Annotated in this window: 29 protein-coding genes; 4 read left to right on the top strand and 25 right to left on the bottom strand. The window is 51.9% G+C overall.

Annotated elements, in window-relative coordinates; translation table 11 throughout:
• Position 1 precedes the first annotated feature (1 nt).
• Genes rpsC through rpsJ form a run of 8 tightly spaced genes read right to left on the bottom strand, consistent with a single transcriptional unit; the run spans position 2 to position 4,090 of the window.
• Positions 2 to 703 (bottom strand): 30S ribosomal protein S3, encoded by a 702-nt coding sequence (gene rpsC, locus LY264_RS02025; protein WP_000529945.1) that lies wholly within the window; start codon positions 701 to 703, stop codon positions 2 to 4.
• A 17-nt stretch (positions 704 to 720) separates the two neighbouring features.
• Entirely contained in the window at positions 721 to 1,053 is a 333-nt protein-coding gene (rplV, locus tag LY264_RS02020; RefSeq protein WP_000448832.1) for a 50S ribosomal protein L22, read from the bottom strand.
• A 14-nt stretch (positions 1,054 to 1,067) separates the two neighbouring features.
• Positions 1,068 to 1,346, bottom strand: coding sequence for a 30S ribosomal protein S19 (gene rpsS, locus LY264_RS02015; protein WP_001138115.1), 279 nt, complete (start codon positions 1,344 to 1,346; stop codon positions 1,068 to 1,070).
• A 16-nt stretch (positions 1,347 to 1,362) separates the two neighbouring features.
• The gene (rplB, locus tag LY264_RS02010) at positions 1,363 to 2,184 is read right to left on the bottom strand and encodes a 50S ribosomal protein L2 (RefSeq protein WP_000301869.1); all 822 of its coding nucleotides are present in this window, start codon (positions 2,182 to 2,184) and stop codon (positions 1,363 to 1,365) included.
• Between the two features lie 17 nt (positions 2,185 to 2,201).
• Positions 2,202 to 2,504, bottom strand: a complete 303-nt coding sequence (gene rplW / locus LY264_RS02005) for a 50S ribosomal protein L23 (protein WP_000617546.1) — start codon at positions 2,502 to 2,504, stop codon at positions 2,202 to 2,204.
• A complete protein-coding gene (rplD, locus tag LY264_RS02000; protein WP_003031119.1) occupies positions 2,501 to 3,106 on the bottom strand; it encodes a 50S ribosomal protein L4 in 606 nt (201 codons plus the stop codon). Before rplD ends, rplW begins: the two co-directional genes overlap by 4 nt.
• 10 nt (positions 3,107 to 3,116) lie before the next feature.
• The gene (gene rplC, locus LY264_RS01995) at positions 3,117 to 3,746 is read right to left on the bottom strand and encodes a 50S ribosomal protein L3 (RefSeq protein ID WP_003031117.1); all 630 of its coding nucleotides are present in this window, start codon (positions 3,744 to 3,746) and stop codon (positions 3,117 to 3,119) included.
• Positions 3,747 to 3,778: 32 nt separating this feature from the next.
• Positions 3,779 to 4,090, bottom strand: coding sequence for a 30S ribosomal protein S10 (gene rpsJ / locus LY264_RS01990; RefSeq protein WP_001181005.1), 312 nt, complete (start codon positions 4,088 to 4,090; stop codon positions 3,779 to 3,781).
• Between the two features lie 379 nt (positions 4,091 to 4,469).
• On the opposite strand from rpsJ, the gene LY264_RS01985 reads away from it, so the two are divergent.
• On the top strand, positions 4,470 to 4,937 hold the full coding sequence (locus tag LY264_RS01985; RefSeq protein WP_048227387.1) for a prepilin peptidase: 468 nt from the start codon (positions 4,470 to 4,472) through the stop codon (positions 4,935 to 4,937).
• Here the strand turns inward: LY264_RS01985 and bfr are convergent.
• The 11 genes from bfr to fkpA form a co-directional block, all read right to left on the bottom strand.
• On the bottom strand, positions 4,934 to 5,410 hold the full coding sequence (bfr, locus tag LY264_RS01980) for a bacterioferritin (RefSeq protein WP_003827773.1): 477 nt from the start codon (positions 5,408 to 5,410) through the stop codon (positions 4,934 to 4,936). The two genes, LY264_RS01985 and bfr, sit on opposite strands and share 4 nt — an antisense overlap.
• Before the next feature lie 71 nt (positions 5,411 to 5,481).
• Positions 5,482 to 5,676, bottom strand: coding sequence for a bacterioferritin-associated ferredoxin (gene bfd / locus LY264_RS01975; RefSeq protein ID WP_003031111.1), 195 nt, complete (start codon positions 5,674 to 5,676; stop codon positions 5,482 to 5,484).
• A 185-nt stretch (positions 5,677 to 5,861) separates the two neighbouring features.
• Positions 5,862 to 7,046: an elongation factor Tu gene (tuf, locus tag LY264_RS01970; protein WP_003031109.1), complete on the bottom strand. Its 1,185-nt coding sequence runs from the start codon at positions 7,044 to 7,046 to the stop codon at positions 5,862 to 5,864.
• Between the two features lie 69 nt (positions 7,047 to 7,115).
• Positions 7,116 to 9,230 carry an elongation factor G gene (fusA, locus tag LY264_RS01965; RefSeq protein WP_003023659.1) on the bottom strand — a complete coding sequence of 705 codons (2,115 nt, stop codon included), beginning with the start codon at positions 9,228 to 9,230 and terminating at the stop codon, positions 7,116 to 7,118.
• Positions 9,231 to 9,326: 96 nt separating this feature from the next.
• Entirely contained in the window at positions 9,327 to 9,797 is a 471-nt protein-coding gene (rpsG, locus tag LY264_RS01960; protein ID WP_003023657.1) for a 30S ribosomal protein S7, read from the bottom strand.
• A gap of 95 nt (positions 9,798 to 9,892) precedes the next feature.
• Positions 9,893 to 10,267, bottom strand: a complete 375-nt coding sequence (gene rpsL, locus LY264_RS01955) for a 30S ribosomal protein S12 (RefSeq protein WP_003023654.1) — start codon at positions 10,265 to 10,267, stop codon at positions 9,893 to 9,895.
• 125 nt (positions 10,268 to 10,392) lie between these two features.
• Positions 10,393 to 10,680: a sulfurtransferase complex subunit TusB gene (tusB, locus tag LY264_RS01950; RefSeq protein WP_008786292.1), complete on the bottom strand. Its 288-nt coding sequence runs from the start codon at positions 10,678 to 10,680 to the stop codon at positions 10,393 to 10,395.
• A gap of 7 nt (positions 10,681 to 10,687) precedes the next feature.
• The gene (tusC, locus tag LY264_RS01945) at positions 10,688 to 11,047 is read right to left on the bottom strand and encodes a sulfurtransferase complex subunit TusC (protein ID WP_048227388.1); all 360 of its coding nucleotides are present in this window, start codon (positions 11,045 to 11,047) and stop codon (positions 10,688 to 10,690) included.
• Entirely contained in the window at positions 11,047 to 11,433 is a 387-nt protein-coding gene (gene tusD, locus LY264_RS01940) for a sulfurtransferase complex subunit TusD (protein WP_048227389.1), read from the bottom strand. Before tusD ends, tusC begins: the two co-directional genes overlap by 1 nt.
• Complete coding sequence (locus LY264_RS01935) at positions 11,433 to 12,155, bottom strand: helix-turn-helix transcriptional regulator (protein WP_003023643.1); 723 nt, start codon at positions 12,153 to 12,155, stop codon at positions 11,433 to 11,435. Before LY264_RS01935 ends, tusD begins: the two co-directional genes overlap by 1 nt.
• Before the next feature lie 167 nt (positions 12,156 to 12,322).
• A complete protein-coding gene (gene fkpA / locus LY264_RS01930; protein WP_003827768.1) occupies positions 12,323 to 13,141 on the bottom strand; it encodes an FKBP-type peptidyl-prolyl cis-trans isomerase in 819 nt (272 codons plus the stop codon).
• A gap of 232 nt (positions 13,142 to 13,373) precedes the next feature.
• Between fkpA and LY264_RS01925 the strand changes: the two genes are divergently transcribed.
• A complete protein-coding gene (locus LY264_RS01925; protein ID WP_003023639.1) occupies positions 13,374 to 13,592 on the top strand; it encodes a protein SlyX in 219 nt (72 codons plus the stop codon).
• Between the two features lie 113 nt (positions 13,593 to 13,705).
• Here LY264_RS01925 and slyD read toward each other — a convergent pair whose 3' ends face one another.
• The 4 genes from slyD to kefG all read right to left on the bottom strand — a co-directional run bounded on the left by slyD (position 13,706) and on the right by kefG (position 16,978).
• Positions 13,706 to 14,317 carry a peptidylprolyl isomerase gene (slyD, locus tag LY264_RS01920; RefSeq protein WP_008786294.1) on the bottom strand — a complete coding sequence of 204 codons (612 nt, stop codon included), beginning with the start codon at positions 14,315 to 14,317 and terminating at the stop codon, positions 13,706 to 13,708.
• Between the two features lie 94 nt (positions 14,318 to 14,411).
• Positions 14,412 to 14,612, bottom strand: a complete 201-nt coding sequence (locus tag LY264_RS01915) for a YheV family putative zinc ribbon protein (RefSeq protein WP_003023632.1) — start codon at positions 14,610 to 14,612, stop codon at positions 14,412 to 14,414.
• A 9-nt stretch (positions 14,613 to 14,621) separates the two neighbouring features.
• Positions 14,622 to 16,427 carry a glutathione-regulated potassium-efflux system protein KefB gene (kefB, locus tag LY264_RS01910; RefSeq protein ID WP_003827759.1) on the bottom strand — a complete coding sequence of 602 codons (1,806 nt, stop codon included), beginning with the start codon at positions 16,425 to 16,427 and terminating at the stop codon, positions 14,622 to 14,624.
• Entirely contained in the window at positions 16,427 to 16,978 is a 552-nt protein-coding gene (gene kefG, locus LY264_RS01905) for a glutathione-regulated potassium-efflux system ancillary protein KefG (RefSeq protein WP_048227444.1), read from the bottom strand. The genes kefB and kefG overlap by 1 nt, the downstream gene beginning before the upstream one ends.
• Before the next feature lie 132 nt (positions 16,979 to 17,110).
• Here kefG and LY264_RS01900 point away from each other — a divergent pair, with 132 nt between their 5' ends.
• Positions 17,111 to 19,012 (top strand): ABC transporter ATP-binding protein, encoded by a 1,902-nt coding sequence (locus LY264_RS01900; protein ID WP_048227390.1) that lies wholly within the window; start codon positions 17,111 to 17,113, stop codon positions 19,010 to 19,012.
• Between the two features lie 52 nt (positions 19,013 to 19,064).
• Here LY264_RS01900 and LY264_RS01895 read toward each other — a convergent pair whose 3' ends face one another.
• Both LY264_RS01895 and prs read right to left on the bottom strand, forming a co-directional pair.
• Complete coding sequence (locus LY264_RS01895; protein WP_048227391.1) at positions 19,065 to 20,555, bottom strand: nicotinate phosphoribosyltransferase; 1,491 nt, start codon at positions 20,553 to 20,555, stop codon at positions 19,065 to 19,067.
• Positions 20,556 to 20,569: 14 nt separating this feature from the next.
• Positions 20,570 to 21,430 (bottom strand): ribose-phosphate diphosphokinase, encoded by an 861-nt coding sequence (prs, locus tag LY264_RS01890; RefSeq protein ID WP_008786297.1) that lies wholly within the window; start codon positions 21,428 to 21,430, stop codon positions 20,570 to 20,572.
• A 191-nt stretch (positions 21,431 to 21,621) separates the two neighbouring features.
• Here prs and LY264_RS01885 point away from each other — a divergent pair, with 191 nt between their 5' ends.
• Positions 21,622 to 22,341 (top strand): NUDIX domain-containing protein, encoded by a 720-nt coding sequence (locus LY264_RS01885; protein ID WP_008786298.1) that lies wholly within the window; start codon positions 21,622 to 21,624, stop codon positions 22,339 to 22,341.
• Positions 22,342 to 22,368: the final 27 nt, after the last annotated feature.

The following is a 22,368-nucleotide window of genomic DNA, read 5'->3' as shown; positions in this document are numbered from 1 at the left end:
CTTATTTACGGCCTTTACGCTGCTGCTTTTTAGGTTGCGCAGCCGGTTTTTCCGGTTGTTCAACAGCAGCCATACCACCCAGGATCTCGCCTTTGAAGATCCACACTTTAACGCCGATTACACCGTAAGTGGTGTGCGCTTCAGAGGTGTTGTAGTCGATGTCAGCACGCAGAGTGTGCAGAGGTACGCGACCTTCGCGGTACCATTCGGTACGTGCGATTTCCGCGCCGCCCAGACGGCCGCTAACTTCAACTTTGATACCTTTAGCGCCCAGACGCATTGCGTTCTGTACAGCACGCTTCATAGCACGACGGAACATAACACGACGTTCCAGCTGAGAAGTGATGCTGTCAGCAACCAATTTTGCGTCCAGTTCAGGCTTACGCACTTCGGCGATATTGATCTGAGCAGGAACGCCAGCAATATCCGCTACGACTTTGCGCAGTTTTTCTACGTCTTCGCCTTTCTTACCGATAACGATACCCGGGCGAGCGGTGTGAATGGTCACACGGATGCTCTTAGCCGGACGCTCGATAACGATACGAGATACAGACGCTTTCGCCAGTTCCTTAGTCAGGTACTGACGTACTTTAAAATCGCTGTCCAGGTTGTCAGCGAATTCTTTGGTGTTCGCAAACCAGGTTGAGTTCCATGGTTTTACAATACCCAGGCGAATACCATTAGGATGTACTTTCTGACCCATTGCTAGTCTCCAGAGTCTCAGCGATCGGACACAACCACAGTAATGTGGCTGGTGCGCTTCAGGATGCGATCTGCACGACCTTTTGCACGCGGCATAATGCGCTTCATGCTCGGGCCTTCGTCTACGAAAATTTTCGTAACTTTCAGATCGTCAATGTCAGCGCCATCGTTGTGTTCAGCGTTAGCAATGGCAGATTCCAGGACTTTCTTAACCAGTACAGCCGCTTTCTTATTGGTGTAGGTCAGAATATCCAGAGCCTGCGACACTTTCTTACCGCGAATCAGGTCTGCAACAAGGCGAACCTTCTGAGCAGAAGAACGAGCATGGCGATGTTGAGCTAAAGTTTCCATCTCTTCCTCCTACCTTATTTCTTCTTCGCTTTTTTATCAGCAGCGTGGCCGCGATAAGTACGAGTCGGTGCGAATTCACCCAGTTTGTGACCGACCATTTCGTCGGAAACAAATACCGGAACGTGCTGACGACCATTATGGACAGCGATGGTCAAACCGATCATGTTAGGAAAGATCGTTGAACGACGGGACCAAGTGCGCAGGGGCTTCTTGTCTCCGCTTTCCACCGCTTTCTCTACCTTCTTCAGCAAGTGCAGGTCAATAAAAGGACCTTTCTTGAGAGAACGTGGCATGGCTTATCCTCTAAAATTATTTGCTACGGCGACGTACGATGAATTTATCAGTACGCTTGTTGCTGCGGGTCTTCTTACCTTTGGTCTGAACGCCCCACGGAGTTACCGGGTGCTTACCAAAGTTACGACCTTCACCACCACCATGTGGGTGGTCGACTGGGTTCATCGCAGTACCGCGAACGGTAGGACGAACACCACGCCAGCGTGCAGCACCTGCTTTACCCAGAACGCGCAGCATATGCTCAGCATTGCCAACTTCGCCCAGAGTTGCACGGCAGTCTGCTTCGACTTTACGCATTTCACCAGAACGCAGACGCAGGGTGACATAAGCACCATCACGAGCAACGATCTGAACGTAAGTACCAGCGGAACGTGCCAGCTGACCGCCTTTACCTGGTTTCATTTCTACGTTATGAACGGTAGAACCAACCGGGATATTGCGCATCGGCAGGGTGTTACCTGCTTTGATTGCAGCATCAACGCCAGACTGAATCTGGTCGCCAGCTTTCAGGCCTTTAGGGGCCAGGATGTAACGGCGTTCACCGTCTTTGTACAGAACCAGCGCGATGTTCGCGGAGCGGTTCGGATCGTACTCAAGACGTTCAACAACTGCCGGGATACCGTCTTTGTTGCGTTTGAAGTCAACAATACGATAAGCCTGCTTGTGACCACCACCGATGTGACGAGTGGTGATGCGGCCATTGTTGTTACGACCACCGGATTTGCTGTTTTTTTCAACCAGCGGAGCAAAAGGTTTGCCCTTGTGCAGCTCTGGGTTGACCACTTTAACAACGTGGCGACGACCCGGAGATGTCGGTTTACATTTAACAACTGCCATTGTATTACTCCTCCGACTTACTCAGCGCCGCCGACGAAGTCCAGATTCTGGCCTTCCTTCAGGGTGACGTAAGCTTTTTTCCAGTCGCTACGACGACCGATACGCTGTCCGTGACGTTTAACTTTCCCTTTAACTACCAGGGTGTTAACGACTTCGACTTCGACTTCAAACAGTTTCTGCACAGCAGCTTTGATTTCTGCTTTGGTCGCGTCTTTAGCAACTTTGAGAACGATGGTGTTAGTTTTTTCCATCGCAGTAGACGCTTTTTCAGAAACGTGCGGTGCGCGCAGCACTTTCAGCAGACGTTCTTCACGAATCATGCCAGCATCTCCTCAACTTGCTTAACAGCATCAGCAGTCATTACGACTTTGTCGAAGGCGATCAGGCTAACCGGGTCGATACCAGTTGCATCGCGTACGTCAACCTTGTGCAGGTTGCGCGCAGCCAGGAACAGGTTTTCGTCCAGCTCACCGGTGATGATCAGCACATCTTCCAGAGCCATGTCTTTCAGTTTCTGTGCCAGCAGCTTAGTTTTAGGCGCTTCTACAGAGAATGATTCGACAACGATCAGACGATCCTGACGTACCAGTTCGGACAGAATGCTTTTCAGCGCGCCGCGGTACATCTTTTTGTTAACTTTTTGACTGTGGTCCTGTGGACGAGCAGCGAAGGTCACGCCACCTGAACGCCAGATCGGGCTCTTGATAGAACCTGAACGCGCACGGCCGGTACCTTTCTGGCGCCACGGCTTTTTGCCTGAACCAGTTACTTCAGCACGAGTCTTCTGAGCACGAGTACCCTGACGAGCACCAGCTGCATAAGCAACAACAACCTGGTGAACCAGCGCTTCGTTGAAATCACGACCGAAGGTAGTTTCGGAAACAGTCAGCGCGCTCTGCGCGTCTTTCAATACTAATTCCATTGCTATCCCCTTACGCCTTCACAGCTGGTTTAACGATCAGGTCGCAACCGGTCGCACCCGGAACACCACCTTTAACCAGCAGCAGGTTGCGCTCAGCGTCAACACGTACTACGTCCAGGCTCTGAACGGTTACACGTTCGTTGCCCAGCTGACCTGCCATTTTCTTGCCTTTGAACACTTTGCCCGGAGTCTGGTTCTGACCGATAGAACCCGGAACGCGGTGAGACAAGGAGTTACCGTGAGTAGCGTCCTGGGTACGGAAGTTCCAGCGCTTAACGGTACCAGCGAAACCTTTACCTTTAGAGGTACCGGTTACGTCAACTTTTTTAACGTCAGCAAACAGTTCAACGCTAATGTTCTGACCAACGGTGTATTCTTCACCATCTGCCAGACGGAATTCCCACAGGCCGCGGCCAGCTTCTACGCCAGCTTTAGCAAAGTGGCCAGCTTCCGGCTTAGTTACGCGGTTAGCTTTTTTAGCACCGGTGGTAACCTGAACAGCGCGATAGCCATCGTTAGCCAGATCTTTAACCTGAGTAACGCGGTTTGCTTCAACTTCGATAACGGTTACTGGGATAGATACGCCATCTTCAGTGAAGATGCGGGTCATACCCACTTTTTTACCGACTAAACCAATCATTGTATCAACCTCTCAATCGCTCGATGACCTGATTAACCCAGGCTGATCTGCACGTCTACACCGGCAGCCAGGTCCAGACGCATCAGAGCATCAACGGTTTTTTCAGTTGGCTCAACGATGTCAACCAGACGCTTGTGAGTACGGATCTCGTACTGATCACGCGCGTCTTTGTTGACGTGCGGGGAGATCAGAACGGTGAAACGCTCTTTGCGGGTCGGCAGCGGGATCGGACCACGAACCTGCGCACCAGTGCGCTTGGCAGTCTCGACGATTTCCGCGGTTGATTGATCGATCAGACGATGATCAAACGCTTTCAAACGGATACGGATTCTTTGGTTCTGCATGAGACCAGAGCTCCAATTATTTTATAGACGAAATAGTTACTCCTCAAACCCATTACGATTGATGGGAGAGTGTAACCGTTCTTACAGAGTTCCCCGATTGGGAACATTGTCTGGTATTGCTTTCGCAGTACCGGTGGCTCATATCGAACCGCTGTCAATATTAGACAAGCCCGCGCATTATACGTAAATCTCAGTCTTAAGCAAGTGCCGCGTAGAAATTAATCACTCGTTCACAAATGCGGCGCTCCTTCCACTCTGATTGTATGTCCTGTGGTGCAACGCGTTTTCCGTGGAAGAGAGCATCCATAACCCATATCCCGGGCTTGTAGGGCCGCCGGGTTTACCTGAAGGTAAACTCTTTACCAGATAAGGCTTGCCCATGTACATCGACCTCCCCTTCCTGTTGATTTATGTTTCGCTATCAGGGCTGCTCTTAGTCCATGACCTACGTACCGGGTTGCTGCCCGACAAATTTACCTGCCCTCTTTTGTGGGGCGGTCTTATTTATCATCAATGCTGCAGACCTGCACAGTTATCCGACGCGCTTTGGGGTGCTGTAGCAGGTTATGGGGTATTTGCTTTGTTCTACTGGGGGTATCGTTTGATATGCCGACAGGAAGGATTAGGCTTTGGTGATGTCAAATTTCTTGCCGCGCTAGGCGCATGGCATCGCTGGGAATCATTACCACTGTTGGTTTTACTTGCCGCGGGTATGGCATGTTGCCTCACCGGGATTTACTGCGTCCGTTACGGGAAACAGGTACTAAAAAACCCGCTGCCATTTGGGCCATATCTGGCGGCTGCGGGTTTTGTTATTGGCCTGGTAAGTATGATACAGGGCGGTTAGTCACTGACTTTAATTTGCGATTGCAGATAATTTTGTAAGCCAAGTTTTGCAATCAGGTCCAGCTCGGTTTCGAGCCAGTCAATATGCCCTTCTTCTTCAGTCAGGATCTCAATCATCATATCCCGGCTGACATAATCATGAACGCTATCGGCATAGGCAATGGCTTCACGTAAGTCTTTAGCACCATCGAGTTCGAGTCGAAGATCGGATTGCAGCATCTCTTCAACGTCTTCGCCAATACCCAACTTGCCAAGATCCTGCAAGTTCGGGATCCCTTCTAAGAATAAAATACGCTCGATATATTTATCAGCGTGTTTCATCTCATCGATAGATTCATGGTACTCAACATCATTGAGGCGAGTCAGTCCCCAGTTTTTAAACATACGAGCATGGAGAAAATACTGGTTGATCGCGACAAGCTCATTTCCCAATAGTTTATTGAGATAATTTATGATTTTAACATCACCTTTCATTTTATAGTCCCTCCGCTTCCACTCTTAGAGCGTAGATGGGGCTACAGGGATGTCAAAAAAAAGAGTGTGACTTAGGCGATCTCTTTAAATTCTGGCATTTGTGTTAATTCATCCTGCATGACCTCGCGGGCAGCACGAATGCATTTACCGCATTGATTTCCAACAGGAATAAATTTACGTAATTGCTGAAAGGACTGAGGATGAAACTGGCGAACAGCCTGACGTATTTTTTTATCACTTATCGCATTACACAAACAAACGTACATGATCGCTCCCGTTCAATTTCTGCGCAAAGTGTAAATGAGAATAGTTATGATTACAATAGCACAACGCGATTTACGCGGCGGGAGAATGAATAAAAAATGCGAATAAATATGACAACGACTAAATTGCAGGTAGCAAAAAGGGCGCCGAAGCGCCCTTTTTAAGCTCAAAGCTAATTAATCAATAATTAGCTCATTACTTTAGCAACAACGCCCGCACCAACAGTACGGCCGCCTTCACGGATTGCGAAACGCAGACCGTCGTCCATCGCGATCGGGTGGATCAGGGTAACAACCATTTTGATGTTGTCGCCCGGCATTACCATCTCTACGCCTTCTGGCAGTTCGATGGTACCAGTCACGTCAGTAGTACGGAAGTAGAACTGCGGACGGTAGCCTTTGAAGAACGGAGTATGACGGCCGCCTTCGTCTTTGGACAGAATGTACACTTCAGATTCGAACTTGGTGTGCGGCTTGATAGAGCCCGGCTTAGCCAGTACCTGACCACGTTCGATTTCTTCACGTTTGATACCACGCAGCAGAACACCAACGTTCTCACCAGCACGGCCTTCGTCCAGCAGTTTGCGGAACATTTCAACGCCAGTACAGGTAGACTTAGCAGTCTCTTTGATACCAACGATTTCAACTTCTTCACCAACTTTGATGATACCGCGCTCTACACGACCGGTAACAACGGTACCACGACCGGAGATGGAGAATACGTCTTCGATAGGCAGCAGGAACGGCTTGTCAATCGCACGCTCTGGTTCTGGGATGTAAGAATCCAGGAAGCCAGCCAGTTCGATGATTTTCGCTTCCCACTCTGCTTCGCCTTCCAGCGCTTTCAGAGCAGAACCACGAACGATCGGAGTGTCGTCGCCCGGGAAATCGTACTGAGACAGAAGTTCACGAACTTCCATTTCTACCAGTTCCAGCAGCTCTTCGTCATCAACCATGTCGCATTTGTTCAGGAACACGATGATGTACGGAACGCCTACCTGACGACCCAGCAGGATGTGCTCACGAGTCTGCGGCATCGGGCCGTCAGTCGCAGCAACAACCAGGATCGCGCCGTCCATCTGCGCAGCACCGGTGATCATGTTTTTAACATAGTCGGCGTGGCCCGGGCAGTCTACGTGTGCGTAGTGGCGAGTCGGGGTGTCATATTCAACGTGAGAAGTGTTGATGGTGATACCACGAGCTTTTTCTTCCGGCGCGTTATCGATCTGGTCGAATGCACGAGCAGCACCGCCGTAGGTTTTAGCCAGTACGGTAGTGATTGCAGCGGTCAGGGTAGTTTTACCGTGGTCAACGTGGCCGATGGTGCCGACGTTAACGTGCGGTTTTGTACGTTCAAATTTTTCTTTAGACACGGCTATATTCCTTACTATAGTGCTCTCCCCTATGGAGAGAGCACGGGACTTAGGTTTTAATCCTGTGGATTATTTACCACGGGCTTCAATAACGGCCTGAGCAACGTTGTTCGGCGCATCGTCGTACTTCAGGAACTCCATGGAGTAAGAAGCACGGCCTTTGGTCAGAGAACGCAGCTGGGTTGCATATCCGAACATTTCAGACAGCGGAACTTCAGCATGGATAACAACGCCAGTGACGTTGGATTCCTGACCACGAAGCATACCACGACGGCGGCTCAAGTCACCGATTACGTCACCGGTGTTCTCTTCCGGAGTCTCTACTTCAACCTTCATGATAGGCTCAAGCAGAACTGGTTTCGCTTTCTTAAAGCCATCTTTGAAGGCGATAGAAGCGGCCAGTTTAAACGCCAGCTCAGAGGAGTCAACGTCATGGTAAGAACCGAAGTGCAGACGCACGCCCAGATCAACAACCGGGTAACCAGCCAGCGGGCCAGATTTCAGCTGTTCCTGGATGCCTTTATCAACGGCCGGGATGTATTCGCCAGGAATTACACCACCTTTGATGTCGTTGATGAACTCGTAGCCTTTCGGGTTTGAACCCGGCTCCAGCGGGTACATGTCGATAACAACATGACCGTACTGACCGCGACCACCAGACTGCTTAGCGTGTTTACCTTCGATATCGGTAACTTTCGCGCGAATCGCTTCGCGGTAAGCAACCTGAGGTTTACCGACGTTCGCTTCAACGTTGAATTCACGCTTCATACGGTCAACGATGATGTCGAGGTGCAGCTCACCCATACCAGCGATAATGGTCTGGTTAGATTCTTCGTCAGTCCATACGCGGAATGACGGGTCTTCTTTAGCCAGACGGCCCAGAGCCAGACCCATTTTTTCCTGGTCAGCTTTGGTTTTCGGTTCTACCGCGATGGAAATTACCGGCTCAGGGAATTCCATACGTTCCAGAATGATCGGGTGATCCGGGTCACACAGAGTGTCACCAGTGGTCACGTCTTTCAGACCGATTGCAGCAGCGATATCGCCCGCGCGAACTTCTTTGATCTCTTCACGTTTGTTAGCGTGCATCTGTACGATACGGCCGAAACGTTCACGTGCAGTTTTCACGGAGTTCAGGATGGTGTCACCGGAGTTAACCACACCAGAGTACACGCGGAAGAAGGTCAGGTTACCCACGAACGGGTCAGTAGCGATTTTGAATGCCAGAGCAGCAAACGGCTCGTCATCGCTAGCATGACGCTCAGCAGGAGTATCTTTACCGTCGTCCAGAATACCGTTGATCGCAGGTACGTCTACTGGGGATGGCAGGTAATCAATTACCGCATCCAGCATCGCCTGAACACCTTTGTTCTTGAACGCAGAACCACAGGTTACCAGGATGATTTCGTTGTTCAGAACGCGCTGACGCAGAGCTTTTTTGATCTCTTCTTCAGTCAGTTCTTCACCACCCAGGTATTTCTCCATCAGCTCTTCTGAAGCTTCTGCAGCGGACTCGATCAGGTTCTGGTGCCATTCTTCAGCCAGTTCCTGCATGTCAGCCGGGATATCTTCATAAGTGAAGGTTACGCCTGCATCTTCTTCGTTCCAGTTGATGGCTTTCATTTTCACCAGGTCAACAACACCGGTGAACGCTTCTTCAGCGCCAATTGCCAGCTGCAGCGGAACAGGGTTCGCGCCCAGACGGGTTTTGATCTGACCAACAACTTTCAGGAAGTTCGCACCCATACGGTCCATTTTGTTAACGAACGCAATGCGCGGAACTTTATATTTGTTTGCCTGACGCCATACGGTTTCAGACTGAGGCTGAACACCACCAACTGCGCAGTAAACCATTACTGCACCATCAAGCACACGCATGGAACGTTCTACTTCGATAGTGAAGTCAACGTGCCCCGGGGTGTCGATGATGTTTACGCGATGCGGTTCATACTGCTTAGCCATACCAGACCAGAATGCAGTAGTCGCTGCGGAGGTGATAGTAATACCACGTTCCTGCTCCTGCTCCATCCAGTCCATGGTGGCTGCGCCGTCATGAACTTCACCGATTTTATGGTTTACACCGGTGTAGAACAGAATACGTTCGGTAGTAGTGGTTTTACCGGCGTCGATGTGCGCACTGATACCGATGTTACGGTAGCGCGCGATGGGTGTTGTACGAGCCATTTGATTCCTCGTTTATCTTTTAGGCGTTCAATTTAAGTAGCCCAAAGCGGGCTGCTTACTAGAAGCGCCCGCCTGGTGACTAAAACTCCGAAGGGATTACCAACGGTAGTGTGCGAACGCCTTGTTGGCTTCTGCCATACGGTGAACGTCTTCACGTTTCTTAACTGCAGTACCTTTGTTTTCTGCAGCATCAGAAAGTTCGTTCGCCAGGCGCAGAGCCATGGATTTATCACCGCGTTTACGAGCAGCTTCAACGATCCAACGCATTGCCAGGGCATTACGACGGACCGGACGGACTTCAACTGGTACCTGATAAGTAGAACCACCAACGCGGCGAGACTTAACTTCGACAGTCGGGCGCACGTTTTCGAGAGCTACTTCGAAAGCTTCCAGTTCGTTTTTACCAGAACGCTGAGCCAGGGTCTCCAGCGCGCTGTATACGATAGTTTCGGCAGTAGATTTTTTACCATCTACCATCAGGATATTTACAAATTTAGCCAGCAGTTCTGATCCGAACTTCGGATCCGGCAGAATTTTACGCTGACCAATGACGCGACGACGTGGCATGGAAATACTCCGTTGTTAATTCAGGATTGTCCAAAACTCTAAGAGTTTAGTTTGACATTAATATAAAACGTTTGGCCTTACTTAACGGAGAACCATTAAGCCTTAGGACGTTTCACGCCATACTTGGAGCGTGATTGCTTACGGTCTTTAACGCCGGAGCAGTCAAGCGCACCACGAACGGTGTGGTAACGAACACCCGGGAGGTCTTTTACACGACCGCCACGGATCAGGATCACGGAGTGCTCCTGCAGGTTGTGACCTTCACCACCGATGTAGGAAGTCACTTCAAAACCGTTAGTCAGACGAACACGGCAAACTTTACGCAGTGCGGAGTTCGGTTTTTTAGGAGTGGTAGTATATACACGAGTACATACGCCACGTTTCTGCGGGCATGCTTCCAGCGCAGGCACGTTGCTTTTTGCAACTTTGCGTGCACGTGGTTTGCGTACCAGCTGGTTAACTGTTGCCATTAAATAGCTCCTGGTTTTAGCTTTTGCTTCGTAAACACGTAATAAAACGACCTCATACAATATGAGGACGCAGAATTTTAGGTCGGTGTCGAAAAGGTGTCAAGAAATATACAACGATCCCACAATTACCAGGACATCTGGCTGGGATGCTTCACCGTAAGTCTGACGAAGTCAGTATAGCTAACCCTGACGACACTGTCTGAAATTTGACCACTCAAACCGCGGGCCTTAATGTCTTCTTCCAGTACATAGACCTTAATGGAGGCATTTTGCAGACTTTCAAGGAAACGGCTGCCTTCTATTGCCGCCGTCACGCCATCCTGGAGCAATAAAAGCTCATCGTCTTTATCTACCAGGCGAAGAAGAGAGGAGAAATCGGTAAGCCACGCAGAGCGATGTAGTGTGTGCAGCATGAGGGTCTCAAAACCTTAAAATGACGTCAAAGTTGCCTAACTCACGGCGTAAATCTTCCGGTTCAAGCGCTGTCGCATCGATCACAAAATTAACCCCCTGCTGAAGGCCCCGCTCGCGTAATGAAGCGGCGCACAGCCAACATTGATCGATATCGTACAACCCTAACAGCTTGAAGGTTGCGATATAGTCTCGCGCCAGCACGGCATCCGGTTGTTGTCCCTGGAGGATTTGAAAGACGCCATCGCCGATAAAAAACACGCCGAGGTCTTCCGTTAAAGCAGATGTCGCCAGCAATGCATCTAATCCTTCACGGCCAGATGCGCTGCCATGCGGTACGGTAGAAAAGACAAAAGCAACACGTTTCATCAGAACTGCACCACGCGATCGCAGGTCAGGGATGCCTCAGCCAGCGATCCAAGCCCGCTGAGGTTAAAACCTGACTGTAAATTAGCCCCTGTCAGTCCCAGCCGCTTTGCCTCAGTTTCATCAACAACGCCGCGACGCAACGCCGCCGCCACGCAGATATTCAGCGTTACACCATGCTGGTGGTTCAGCTGTTGCCAGGCCCGCACCAGATCATATTCATCACTGGCGGGTGAAGTCAGTAAGTTGGCGTTATATACACCTTCTCGATAGAAAAAGACGCTGCATAACTCATGCCCTTCTTCGAGAAGCGCATGAGCAAATTGCAACGCGCTACTCGCCTGCTGCGTGCCATAAGCAGGCCCTGTCACCATGATGGCAAAACGCATTACTTGTCTTGCCCCTGGAAATCGCCGCTTTTGAACTGACGAATATAGAGGTAGACCGTATGTTTGGAGATGTTCAGCCGATCGGCGACCTGGTTGATGGCATCTTTAATATCGAAGATGCCTTTCTCATATAAATTCAGGACGATCTGGCGGTTCTTCGCGTTGTTGGAAACATTGCGATCGGCATTCACTTCTTCGATCGTGAATTCCAGCGTCTGGGTAACCAGATCTTCCACCGAAGAAGCGAAGTTGACGGCAGAGCCCACTTCCGGGGTTTCCGGTGGGATAAAGGTATTCATTATCTGCGAGAAAGGAACATCAAGGTTCATGTTGATGCACAGCAGACCAATCACGCGATGCTCACGGTTGCGAATGGCAATCGTCACCGACTTCATCAAGACACCGCTTTTCGCACGTGTGAAGTAACACTTCGACACGCTGCTATCCGCACCCGTCATATCATGCAGCATACGCAACGCAAGGTCGGTAATCGGTGAGCCAATTTTACGGCCCGTGTGTTCACCGTTAGCAATGCGGATGGCCGAGCATTTCAAATCCTGCAAAGAGTGCAATACGATTTCACAATGGGAACCAATGAGCATCGCCAACCCGTCCACTACCGCTTCGTAGGATTTGAGGATATCGAAGTCGGTTTGATCGAAAGGACGTTGATCCAGCAAATCTAGCTCACTGGTTTCGTTGGTTAAAAGCGACCTGGACATGAAAAAAAGCACTCCTTTTCAGGAGCCTGTCGTTATGTTGTCAGGGCAGGCTCATCACTATTATAGGGGCATCTAAAGTAATACAGCGCACAAGGCGCTTTCCAGTATTAATTATATCCTGTCGATAATAAAAAACCGCCGCCCTGTGGGCGGCGGTTTCTGTTAGCTTATTTTTTGCTGCTGTCTGCAGCTTTATCTGCCGGTGCAGCATCTGGCTGCGCGTCAGCTTTCGGTGCCGGTTTGATGTCTAACAGTTCAACATCAAAGACCAGCGTAGAGTTGGCCGGAATACCCGGGACGCCGGTTTTGCCGTAAGCCAGATCCGGTGGGATAACCAGCTGGATTTTGCCGCCTTTCTTGATGTTTTTCAGGCCTTCAGTCCAGCCAGGGATGACACCGTCAAGACGGAAAGACAGCGGCTCACCACGGGTGTAGGAGTTATCAAACTCTTTACCATCGATCAGCGTACCTTTGTAGTTGACTACCACGGTATCGCTGTCTTTCGGTGCAGCGCCAGTACCTTCTTTCTCTACTTTGTAGACCAGGCCAGTAGAAGAGGTTTTAACGCCTTTCTCTTTAGCAAATTTCTCGCGGTAAACTTTACCTTTGGCTTCGTTGTCAGCCGCGTCTTTTTCCATTTTCGCCTGAGCGGAGCTCTTCACGCGCGCTTCAAACGCCTGCAGAGTTTGTTCGATTTCCTGGTCAGACAGTTTGCTCTTGTCTGCAAACGCATCCTGAACACCAGCGATCAGCTGATCTTTATCCAGTTTGATGCCCAGTTTTTCCTGCTCTTTCAGAGAGTTTTCCATATAACGACCCAGGGACGCGCCCAGCGCGTAAGCGGCTTTTTGGTCGTCATTCTTGAATGCTGCTTTGCTGTCAGCAGTAGCGGCTGGTTTCGCAGCATCAGCAGCGAAGGTGATCGGGGCATGCAGAGCAACAGCCATTGTGGTCGCCAGCAGCGTTACTTTAAACAGTGATTTCATCCATATCTCCAGGGCCGGGGCATCTCACCCCAGGGTTAGCTAACATAAAAATGTACTATAAAGCGTTGCAGAACAAATCAACATACAGGCACGCCCTATTATCACCACTTTTCAGACTCTTTTTGTTTAAATTAGTTTCGTTACCGAAGATTGAGTGCTGTGCAAACAAGCAAAGTTAAGTAGAATTCGCCGCAGTCCGCGATCTGCCGGAGAAAAAAGAAAGAGGTGAATCATGCAGGATACAACAATGGAAACTCGCCTGGCTGAACTGGAAAGTCGCCTGGCATTTCAGGAGATCACCATTGAAGAGCTCAACGTGACGGTGACCGCGCATGAACTGGAAATGGCCAAACTGCGCGACCATCTGCGTCTGCTGACGGAAAAGCTCAAAGCAACGCAGCCGTCCCACATTGCGTCGCAGTCTGAAGAGACCCCGCCGCCACATTATTGAGACGTAAAAAAAGCGGGGATATCCCCGCTTTTTTGTGCCGGATGACGACGTAAACGTCTTATCCGGCCTACGGTAGGCCTGATAAGCGTAGCGCCATCAGGCAATCATACCGATCAGTGGCAACCGCAGCCGCCGCCGTTACCTTTACCGCCACCGCCGCAGCAGCCTTCGCCGCCGTGCTCGTGACCATGGTCGTGACCGTGGCCGTGACCACCGCAGCAACCGTCATGACCGTGGTCATGATCGTGGTCGTGACCGTGCGCACCGTGAACGTGGCCGTGAGCCAGTTCTTCTTCGGTCGCTTCGCGGATAGCAACAACTTCTACGTTGAATTTCAGATTCTGGCCAGCCAGCATGTGGTTACCGTCAACCACAACGTGGTCGTCTTCCACTTCGGTAATTTCTACCGGTACTGGACCCTGGTCAGTTTCAGCCAGGAAACGCATGCCAACCTGCAGTTCGTCAACGCCCATGAAGACGTCTTTAGGAACGCGCTGCACCAGGTTTTCGTCGTACTGACCGTATGCGTCGTTTGCGCCAACAGCAACATCGAATTTGTCGCCAACTTCATGACCGTCCAGCGCTGTTTCCAGGCCAGAAATCAGGGAACCGTGACCATGCAGGTAGTCCAGCGGTGCACTCACCGGAGACTCATCAACCAACACACCGTCTTCTGTACGTACCTGATAGGCCAGGCTGACCACCAGGTCCTTTGCTACTTTCATGATATCTCCTGAGCATGGAAAGAATAGTGGCGCAGATTGTAGCGGAATTCTGCACCCGTGTACCCTCTAGCTTAAAAAAAGCTGCGCCATATCGCTAGTCCGGATGAAAAATCCCGATCACTTGCTCTTCTTTGCGAACGTGCTCGCGCGCCTCTTTATCGGCTTCCCGCATCTGATGACCGCACTTAACACACTCAACAATATCGATATTATTTTCGCGCCACATCGCCAGCGTATCCTGCGACTGGCAGGACGGACATTTTGCACCTGCGATAAAACGTTTACGAATTGCCATGGTTATCCTCTACTCAAATTCATCCCAGCCATCCAGCTGACGTCGCTCTTGCTGCATCTCTCGTTGGAAAATTTCCTCCAGCTCGCGCCGGGCTTCCCTGGCTCGAGAGATTTGTACCGTATCTGTATGCATGGGGATCAGTTCCCGCAGCATGCGCATATCCAGCCGCCGAAAATGCAGCTGAGCGCGCTGAGCCTGGTGCGGATGCATTCCCAGTGTAACCAGCGTTTTACGCCCCAACTCCAGCGCACTGGAGAACGTTTCGCGGGAAAACTGCGTCACACCAGCCTGTAATAACTCATGCGCCTCTACACGTCCGCGCGCTCGCGCAAGAATATGCAAATGCGGAAAATACTGTTGGCACAGTTCCACCAGTTTCATGGTGTCTTCAGGCTCATTACAGGTAATAACAATAGATTGCGCCGCCTCTGCCCCTGCGGAGCGCAACAGTTCCACCTGCGTGGCATCACCGTAATAAACCTTATAGCCATATTTACGCATCAGATTCACCGCGCTGATATCCCGCTCCAAAACGGTAATGCGCATTTTATTGGCCATCAACAGACGACCAATAACCTGACCAAAACGCCCAAACCCCACCACAATCACCTGCGGTTTATCATCTTCCACCCAGGGTTTTTCGTCTTCCTCATCCGTGCCGTTAAACTGGCGGGAGAGCCATTTATCAATCAACTTCATCACCAGCGGCGTGGTCATCATCGACAGCGTGACGGTCACCAGCAGCAACGCCATTTGGTCGCCCTGAAACAGCCGTTGCGAGGATGCCGTTGAAAACAGCACGAAAGCGAATTCACCACCCTGACTTAAAACCCCGGCAAATTGCATCCGTTCAGAGCTTCTCATGCCGTTAAGACGCGCCAGCACATATAGCACCAGCATTTTTACGACCACCAGCACGATCACGCTCGCTGCCACCCACAGAATATGGGTGTAGAGCACGCCGAGGTTGAGCGACATGCCAACGGAGATAAAAAACAGCCCGAGCAACAGGCCTTTAAACGGATCGATTGCCGTTTCCAGCTCATGTCGGTATTCGCTTTCCGCCAGCAGCACGCCCGCGATAAACGTTCCCAGCGCCATTGACAGCCCCAGCGCATCCATAAATAGAGCAGACCCCAGCACCAACAGCAGCGTGGCAGCGGTGAACACTTCCCGCACGCCAGAATCCGCAATAAAGCGGAAAACCGGACGCAGCAAATAGCGACCGCCAATCAGCATGCCGGCAAAGGCCAGCACCTTCATCCCCACTTTGATCCAGTCAAAATGTTCGTCAGCAGAGCCCGCCAGCAGCGGAACCAGCGCCAGCGCGGGGATCACCGCCAGATCCTGAAACAGCAGCACCGAAAAACCCAGTTGTCCGGATTCACTGCGGTTCATGCCTTTTTCGCGCATCAACTGTAGCGCCATAGCGGTCGATGACATCGCCAGACCAATGCCGCCAACCACTGCCGCCTGCCAGGAGAACGCAGTGAGCATCAATAATCCGGCCAGCACCACCGCGCTCAGCATCACCTGCGCGGCACCGACGCCAAAAATTGAACGCCGCAGTTGCCACAGTTTGGCGGGATTAAGTTCCAGCCCAATGATGAACATCAGAAAGACTACGCCCAGCTCGGAAAAATGCAGGATTTCATCCACATCGCTGATAAATCCTAATCCCCACGGGCCGATAGCAATACCCGCCAGCAAGTAACCCAGCACCGGACCGATACCCAGCTTTGAGGCCAGGGGAACTGCAGCCACCGCCGCGAAGAGGAACAACACTCCCGCTGTCAATAAATCAGAACCTTCCATCAGCGGCCTCCCATAGGGATCGGATTCGCCAGCCAGTCACCATACGCTTTCGCATGGCTGTCCAGCTCCTGCTTCGTTTGCCGTCTGGCCCAGTAAACGATAATTGGGCTCATCCAGTGCATGCGGCACATACCGGCCGTTAGCTCGAAAGGACGCAGCACATCGCTCATTGGATAACGGTTTAGCGCGTCATAGCGGTAGGCACTTTCCGGTTCTCCGGTAGTGATAACGCTACGCCAGTACTTTCCCGCCAGTTGATTCCCTCCGGGACCGCTGGCAAATCCGCGGCTCAGTACGCGGTCAAGCCATTCCTTTAACAGCGCCGGACAGCTATAGGTATAGAGTGGGTGCTGAAAAACAATCACATCATGCTCACGCAGCAGCGCCTGTTCATGCGGAATATCGATAAAAAAATCAGGATAGTGCGCGTAAAGGTCGTGCACGGTAACATTGCTGAGCTGCATGGCCGGTTTAAGCAGAACACGGTTCGCGACCGAGTCCTGAGATTCCGGATGGGCATACAGCAGCAAGACTTTCGCTGGCTGGAACATCATCCCCCTCCCGGTTTTGTCTTTTGTCTATTTTCGACGTTTTGGGCTACCATTGCGCCTCGGTGCGGCAAACGGCCCGCACATTACATTATCATAATGATAAATTAACATAGTCTGAACATACGGCGCCTTATGATTGTTTTCTCATCGTTACAAATTCGTCGCGGCGTGCGCGTCTTGCTGGACAATGCCACGGCCACCATTAATCCAGGGCAGAAGGTTGGCCTGGTGGGTAAAAATGGCTGCGGTAAATCTACCCTGCTGGCATTGCTGAAAAATGAACTCAGCGCCGACGCTGGAGGATTTACCTATCCGGGAAACTGGCAGCTCGCGTGGGTGAATCAGGAAACGCCTGCGTTGCCACAGCCCGCGCTGGAGTACGTCATTGACGGCGACCGCGAGTATCGTCAACTGGAAGCGCAGTTGAACGACGCCAACGAACGTAACGATGGACATGCCATTGCCACTGTCCATGGCAAGCTGGATGCCATCGACGCCTGGACCGTGCGCTCACGCGCCGCCAGCCTGCTGCATGGCCTCGGCTTCTCCAACGAACAGCTTGAGCGCCCGGTCAGCGACTTCTCCGGTGGCTGGCGTATGCGTCTCAACCTGGCCCAGGCGCTGATTTGCCGTTCAGACCTACTGCTGCTCGATGAACCCACCAACCACCTCGATCTCGACGCGGTGATCTGGCTGGAAAGATGGCTGAAAAGCTATCAGGGTACGCTGATTTTGATCTCCCACGATCGCGACTTCCTCGATCCGGTGGTAGATAAAATTATTCATATCGAACAGCAAACCATGTTCGAGTACACCGGCAACTACAGCGCGTTTGAAATCCAGCGTGCGACCCGCCTCGCACAGCAACAGGCAATGTACGAAAGCCAGCAGGAGCGCGTGGCGCATCTGCAAAGCTATATCGATCGTTTCCGCGCTAAAGCAACGAAAGCGAAGCAGGCACAGAGCCGTATCAAAATGCTGGAACGCATGGAGCTGATTGCCCCAGCGCACGTGGACAACCCGTTCCACTTCAGCTTCCGTGAGCCGGAAAGCCTGCCAAACCCGCTCTTGAAGATGGAAAAGGTTAGCGCTGGTTACGGCGATCGCGTCATTCTCGATTCGATCAAACTGAATCTGGTGCCGGGTTCCCGCATCGGCCTGCTCGGTCGCAACGGCGCGGGTAAATCGACGCTGATTAAGCTGCTGGCCGGCGAACTGCCCCCAATCAGCGGTGAGATTGGCCTGGCGAAAGGCATCAAACTGGGCTACTTCGCGCAGCACCAGCTGGAGTTTTTACGCGCCGATGAATCACCCATTCAGCATCTGGCACGCATGGCACCGCAGGAACTGGAGCAGAAACTGCGTGACTACCTGGGTGGATTCGGCTTCCAGGGCGATAAAGTCAGCGAAGAGACACGCCGCTTCTCCGGTGGCGAAAAAGCGCGTCTGGTACTGGCGTTGATCGTCTGGCAGCGCCCTAACCTGCTGCTGCTCGATGAACCAACCAACCACCTGGACCTGGATATGCGTCAGGCGCTGACCGAGGCGCTGATCGATTTTGAAGGCGCGCTGGTTGTCGTCTCGCACGACCGTCACCTGATCCGCTCCACCACCGACGACCTCTATCTGGTACACGACAAGAAAGTCGAGCCGTTTGATGGCGATCTGGAGGATTATCAGCAGTGGCTGAGCGATGTCCAGAAACAGGAAAACCAGGGCGACGAACCGGCGAAAGAGAGCGTTAACAGCGCCCAGGCGCGTAAAGACCAGAAGCGCCGCGAAGCGGAACTGCGCTCCCTGACGCAGCCGCTGCGTAAAGAGATTACCCGTCTGGAAAAAGAGATGGAGAAACTGCACGCACAGCTGGCGCAGGCGGAAGAAAAACTCGGCGACAGCGAACTGTACGACCAAAGTCGCAAAGCCGAACTTACCGCCTGTTTGCAGCAGCAGGCCAGTGCGAAATCCGGGCTGGAAGAGTGTGAAATGGCCTGGCTGGAGGCTCAGGAACAGCTTGAGCAGATGCTGGCCGAGTAGTCATCATTGCCGGATCCGACGCCAACACGTCTCATCCGGCATTTTTGTTGAATTATCCCTGTGTCGCCAGACGCTGGCGGATTTCTTCGAAATGCTCGCGGTTAAACAGCTTGCCGTTGAGAAAACGAGTTTTCAGCTCCCCTTCCTGCTCTTGCTCCCAGGTCTGTTCGTCATGCAGACGCAATTCCCCTTGCTCATCACGTGTGACGCGAAGCAGACCACGGGCTGAACGTTTCAGACCATTATCAGTTTTTGGTTCTTTAAAAATCGTCCGGCCTTTGCCGTCGACTTCTCCCCACGTCGCTTTCATCGCAAAGCCAAAGGTGTCACGTGTGTTGTATTGATAAGTAAAAGAACCAACGCCAAACACGACGTTTGAACTGGCAAATCCTTTCGCTTCCAGACGACGCAGGATCTCATTCGCTCGCTCAAGGGTGATGGAGTCGCCATAAATCAGTCCGACATGCGGGTTGAGCACCTTGTAACCTTTGGCGTTAATCGTGCCGCCAAAAATCTCCCACAGCACTTCCACAGACCCTTTCTCCTGAGCGGAACGAACGCTGCTTGTATCGTCATCTTCGCCAGTACCACACAGGATCTCCACCGGATTGCCGCTATCCGGACGGAATACCACCCGACCTTCACGCGCCAGAATGATGTTCTTCAGTTCGCGGGTATATTCCGTCAGCACCTGCCAGTAGTCCCAGGTATCAGAGACTATCGATACAAATCCTTGCGGGTAGAGATCGGCAATCAGGCGGCGGAAGGTTTCAATCTCATGCTCGCGCTCACCCATACACATCACGCTGTGTTCGGTAGCCGGAATGCTGGCGCCGATAAAATAGGGCTCGCCGTCGGTGTAGTAATCGCGAGCGTACAGCAGAGATGGAATACTGTCGGTCCCTTTAAAGCTTAACAAATGCCCACTGCCCGCCTGCATGGTGTCCTGTAATCCGGACATACCGCGAAATGAAAAGTCATGGCACTGGAAGTCAAGGTGCGTCAGGTCGCTACAGGTTTTCTCTGCCCAGCGAGCGCAGATTTTGCGGTAGTGGTGAGCTATCGTGGCATTTGTTGACGCCTTCCACAGCTCCGCCGACAGCACGGTCTCCAGGTAATTCACCAGCCAGAAAAACTCGGGTTGGGTGTTGATGATAGTTAAAACCGGTACCGCCATCGGGACTTTACTGCCTTCATCCAGCGCCTTGATGTGCAGCGGCAGATAGCCCATCTGATGCAGTGCACGAATATGGTCCACCGCCACCGCATCTTTGCCCAGATAGCTGTCCATGACCTGTTTGTATTCGCTGACCACCTCGTCTTCCGGGCGGGCAAAGAACGCCTCATTAAACAGGTCGACTAAAAACCACTGCATAAAACCCTGCAGGCCGAAGAATACCAGTTTGCCATCCGCCAACGGCGAGGAGAAAAAGCGATCGCTGCGCGGGGTAAAGTTGGAATACACGCGATGGGTACCCTGCGGATACTGTACGCGATGAGAAACTTTGTAGCCGTCGATAGCCAGAATCGGGTTCATTTTCATAATCAGTCTCTCCCTCAGGCGCGGTAAATCGCGTCAATGTCGATAAGCTCAAGCTGCGGATGTACCAACGCTGGGGCAGCTAAAGAGGTGGTGGTGTAGATAGCGTCAATACCGTTTGCAAACAGGTGATCAACGCCCTTAGAAAAGATACCGTGGGTGACATACAGGCTGACACTGCGGGCGCCAGCATCACGTAATACTTGTGCAGAGCCTATAAACGTACCGCCTGCGTCACACAGATCGTCAACAATCAGCAGATCCCTACCCCTGACGTCTCCGGCCAATAACGCAAATCCCGTCAGGCTGCCGCTTGCCACATCACGTTTTTTACTCAGGATGGCGTACTGCTCCACACCGGCTACTCTGGCTACAGCATCAATCTTCTTCAGCGATCCCGCATCGGGAGCAACCAGCATCAGCGCGTTTTGCTGAAACAGCCGCGATAATGACGCGCTTTGCATCAGGCAGACCTCCTGGGGGATCGCCACAAAGTTGTCGATTGCAGCCGCCGCCGCATCGCTGTGCGGGTCGAGCACGTTAACCTTGTCAAATTTCAACGTATTAAGCTGACTGGCGAAGACTTTCAGCGCAAAGCTATCACCCGATACCATATGTCTGTCCTGACGCGCCCACGGCAGCCAGGGGAGGTCGAGATGGCTGACCAGTACATCGGTCTGATGACGTACCGCCTCAACCAGTTGCGCCAGCAGCATAAAATCGTTCATATCGCGCATAGCCGTGGCACGGATGCGCATCAGGCGAGCAAAGGTTGGCAACGCATCGGTGACTTTTAACCAGACAGCACCATCAGGAAAAACACCGCTGGCAACGGCATAGGTCTGGTCGTCCAAAGTTAGTGTCAATTTTATGTTCATCGCGCTCACCCCTTAATTGTGTCCCTTCGACACAATTAATAATGTCCCTGTGACACATATTAAGCAAGCATAAAATGAATTATTTTTAAGCCGTGAGCTAATCCACTGATAAGCAATGAGAAAAAACGAACCTTGCCCCCCGGTGTCGGGCTGGTACACTTGTCAGCGTTACAAATCATCGTGAGTACCTTATGACCACCGAAGCCGACTACCTGAATCAGTACGACGCCAGCCGCTTCCCTTCACCTCTGGTGACGGTAGATAGCGTGTTATTTACCCTGCATCAGCAGGCGCTGTGCGTATTACTGGTCGAGCGGGCAAACCAGCCGCAAAAAGGGCGTTGGGGATTACCCGGCGGCTTTATTGATATCGAAAACGATGATTCAACCCGCGCCACCGCGCTGCGCAAACTCACCGAAAAAACAGGCGTTTCGCCTTCGTGGCTGGAACAACTGGATACCTTTTCCGGCCCTGATCGTGACCCGCGCGGCTGGAGCCTGACGGTCACCTGGTTTGCACTAATCGCCTGGGTAGACTGCGCGCCCCATATCGCCAGCGTCAGCAATGCCCGTTGGGTGCCGGTTGATGAACTGAAAAACTATTCACTCGCGTTTGATCACGAGAAAATCATTACCGCGGCGCTACACCGCTTACGGCAAAAAACGATGTACTCGCTCCTGCCCGTATACTGCTTGCCGGAAACATTTACCCATGGGCAACTGCTCGAAGCCACTGAGGTGATCCTCGGCCAGTCGATCCAGCGTAAAAGTCTGATTCGTCGCTTTGAAGCGTCAGGAATGTTTGAAGATACCGGAGAAAGCGTGGCGACAGGGACGCGTAAAGCCCGCCTGTGGCGACGTAAACCCAACGTCGATTTTCATCTTTTCTCGCGTAACCTGCTGACTGACTAGCGACAAAATCACATATTGGCTAACCCG

Origin of the sequence: Citrobacter portucalensis (genome assembly GCF_023374935.1) — a bacterium.
Lineage (GTDB): Bacteria > Pseudomonadota > Gammaproteobacteria > Enterobacterales > Enterobacteriaceae > Citrobacter > Citrobacter portucalensis.
Note: the sequence above shows the minus strand (reverse complement) of the source record. Positions and strands in the feature narration are given on the sequence as shown.

Excerpts from the sequence above, each read along its gene's own strand:
- rpsC (WP_000529945.1), bottom strand. The coding sequence starts at position 703 with ATGGGTCAGAAAGTACATCCTAATGGTATTCGCCTGGGTATTGTAAAA.
- rplV (WP_000448832.1), bottom strand. The coding sequence starts at position 1,053 with ATGGAAACTTTAGCTCAACATCGCCATGCTCGTTCTTCTGCTCAGAAG.
- rpsS (WP_001138115.1), bottom strand. The coding sequence starts at position 1,346 with ATGCCACGTTCTCTCAAGAAAGGTCCTTTTATTGACCTGCACTTGCTG.
- rplB (WP_000301869.1), bottom strand. The coding sequence starts at position 2,184 with ATGGCAGTTGTTAAATGTAAACCGACATCTCCGGGTCGTCGCCACGTT.
- rplW (WP_000617546.1), bottom strand. The coding sequence starts at position 2,504 with ATGATTCGTGAAGAACGTCTGCTGAAAGTGCTGCGCGCACCGCACGTT.
- rplD (WP_003031119.1), bottom strand. The coding sequence starts at position 3,106 with ATGGAATTAGTATTGAAAGACGCGCAGAGCGCGCTGACTGTTTCCGAA.
- rplC (WP_003031117.1), bottom strand. The coding sequence starts at position 3,746 with ATGATTGGTTTAGTCGGTAAAAAAGTGGGTATGACCCGCATCTTCACT.
- rpsJ (WP_001181005.1), bottom strand. The coding sequence starts at position 4,090 with ATGCAGAACCAAAGAATCCGTATCCGTTTGAAAGCGTTTGATCATCGT.
- LY264_RS01985 (WP_048227387.1), top strand. The coding sequence starts at position 4,470 with ATGTACATCGACCTCCCCTTCCTGTTGATTTATGTTTCGCTATCAGGG.
- bfr (WP_003827773.1), bottom strand. The coding sequence starts at position 5,410 with ATGAAAGGTGATGTTAAAATCATAAATTATCTCAATAAACTATTGGGA.
- bfd (WP_003031111.1), bottom strand. The coding sequence starts at position 5,676 with ATGTACGTTTGTTTGTGTAATGCGATAAGTGATAAAAAAATACGTCAG.
- fusA (WP_003023659.1), bottom strand. The coding sequence starts at position 9,230 with ATGGCTCGTACAACACCCATCGCGCGCTACCGTAACATCGGTATCAGT.
- rpsG (WP_003023657.1), bottom strand. The coding sequence starts at position 9,797 with ATGCCACGTCGTCGCGTCATTGGTCAGCGTAAAATTCTGCCGGATCCG.
- rpsL (WP_003023654.1), bottom strand. The coding sequence starts at position 10,267 with ATGGCAACAGTTAACCAGCTGGTACGCAAACCACGTGCACGCAAAGTT.
- tusB (WP_008786292.1), bottom strand. The coding sequence starts at position 10,680 with ATGCTGCACACACTACATCGCTCTGCGTGGCTTACCGATTTCTCCTCT.
- tusC (WP_048227388.1), bottom strand. The coding sequence starts at position 11,047 with ATGAAACGTGTTGCTTTTGTCTTTTCTACCGTACCGCATGGCAGCGCA.
- tusD (WP_048227389.1), bottom strand. The coding sequence starts at position 11,433 with ATGCGTTTTGCCATCATGGTGACAGGGCCTGCTTATGGCACGCAGCAG.
- LY264_RS01935 (WP_003023643.1), bottom strand. The coding sequence starts at position 12,155 with ATGTCCAGGTCGCTTTTAACCAACGAAACCAGTGAGCTAGATTTGCTG.
- fkpA (WP_003827768.1), bottom strand. The coding sequence starts at position 13,141 with ATGAAATCACTGTTTAAAGTAACGCTGCTGGCGACCACAATGGCTGTT.
- LY264_RS01925 (WP_003023639.1), top strand. The coding sequence starts at position 13,374 with ATGCAGGATACAACAATGGAAACTCGCCTGGCTGAACTGGAAAGTCGC.
- slyD (WP_008786294.1), bottom strand. The coding sequence starts at position 14,317 with ATGAAAGTAGCAAAGGACCTGGTGGTCAGCCTGGCCTATCAGGTACGT.
- LY264_RS01915 (WP_003023632.1), bottom strand. The coding sequence starts at position 14,612 with ATGGCAATTCGTAAACGTTTTATCGCAGGTGCAAAATGTCCGTCCTGC.
- kefB (WP_003827759.1), bottom strand. The coding sequence starts at position 16,427 with ATGGAAGGTTCTGATTTATTGACAGCGGGAGTGTTGTTCCTCTTCGCG.
- kefG (WP_048227444.1), bottom strand. The coding sequence starts at position 16,978 with ATGTTCCAGCCAGCGAAAGTCTTGCTGCTGTATGCCCATCCGGAATCT.
- LY264_RS01900 (WP_048227390.1), top strand. The coding sequence starts at position 17,111 with ATGATTGTTTTCTCATCGTTACAAATTCGTCGCGGCGTGCGCGTCTTG.
- LY264_RS01895 (WP_048227391.1), bottom strand. The coding sequence starts at position 20,555 with ATGAAAATGAACCCGATTCTGGCTATCGACGGCTACAAAGTTTCTCAT.
- prs (WP_008786297.1), bottom strand. The coding sequence starts at position 21,430 with ATGAACATAAAATTGACACTAACTTTGGACGACCAGACCTATGCCGTT.
- LY264_RS01885 (WP_008786298.1), top strand. The coding sequence starts at position 21,622 with ATGACCACCGAAGCCGACTACCTGAATCAGTACGACGCCAGCCGCTTC.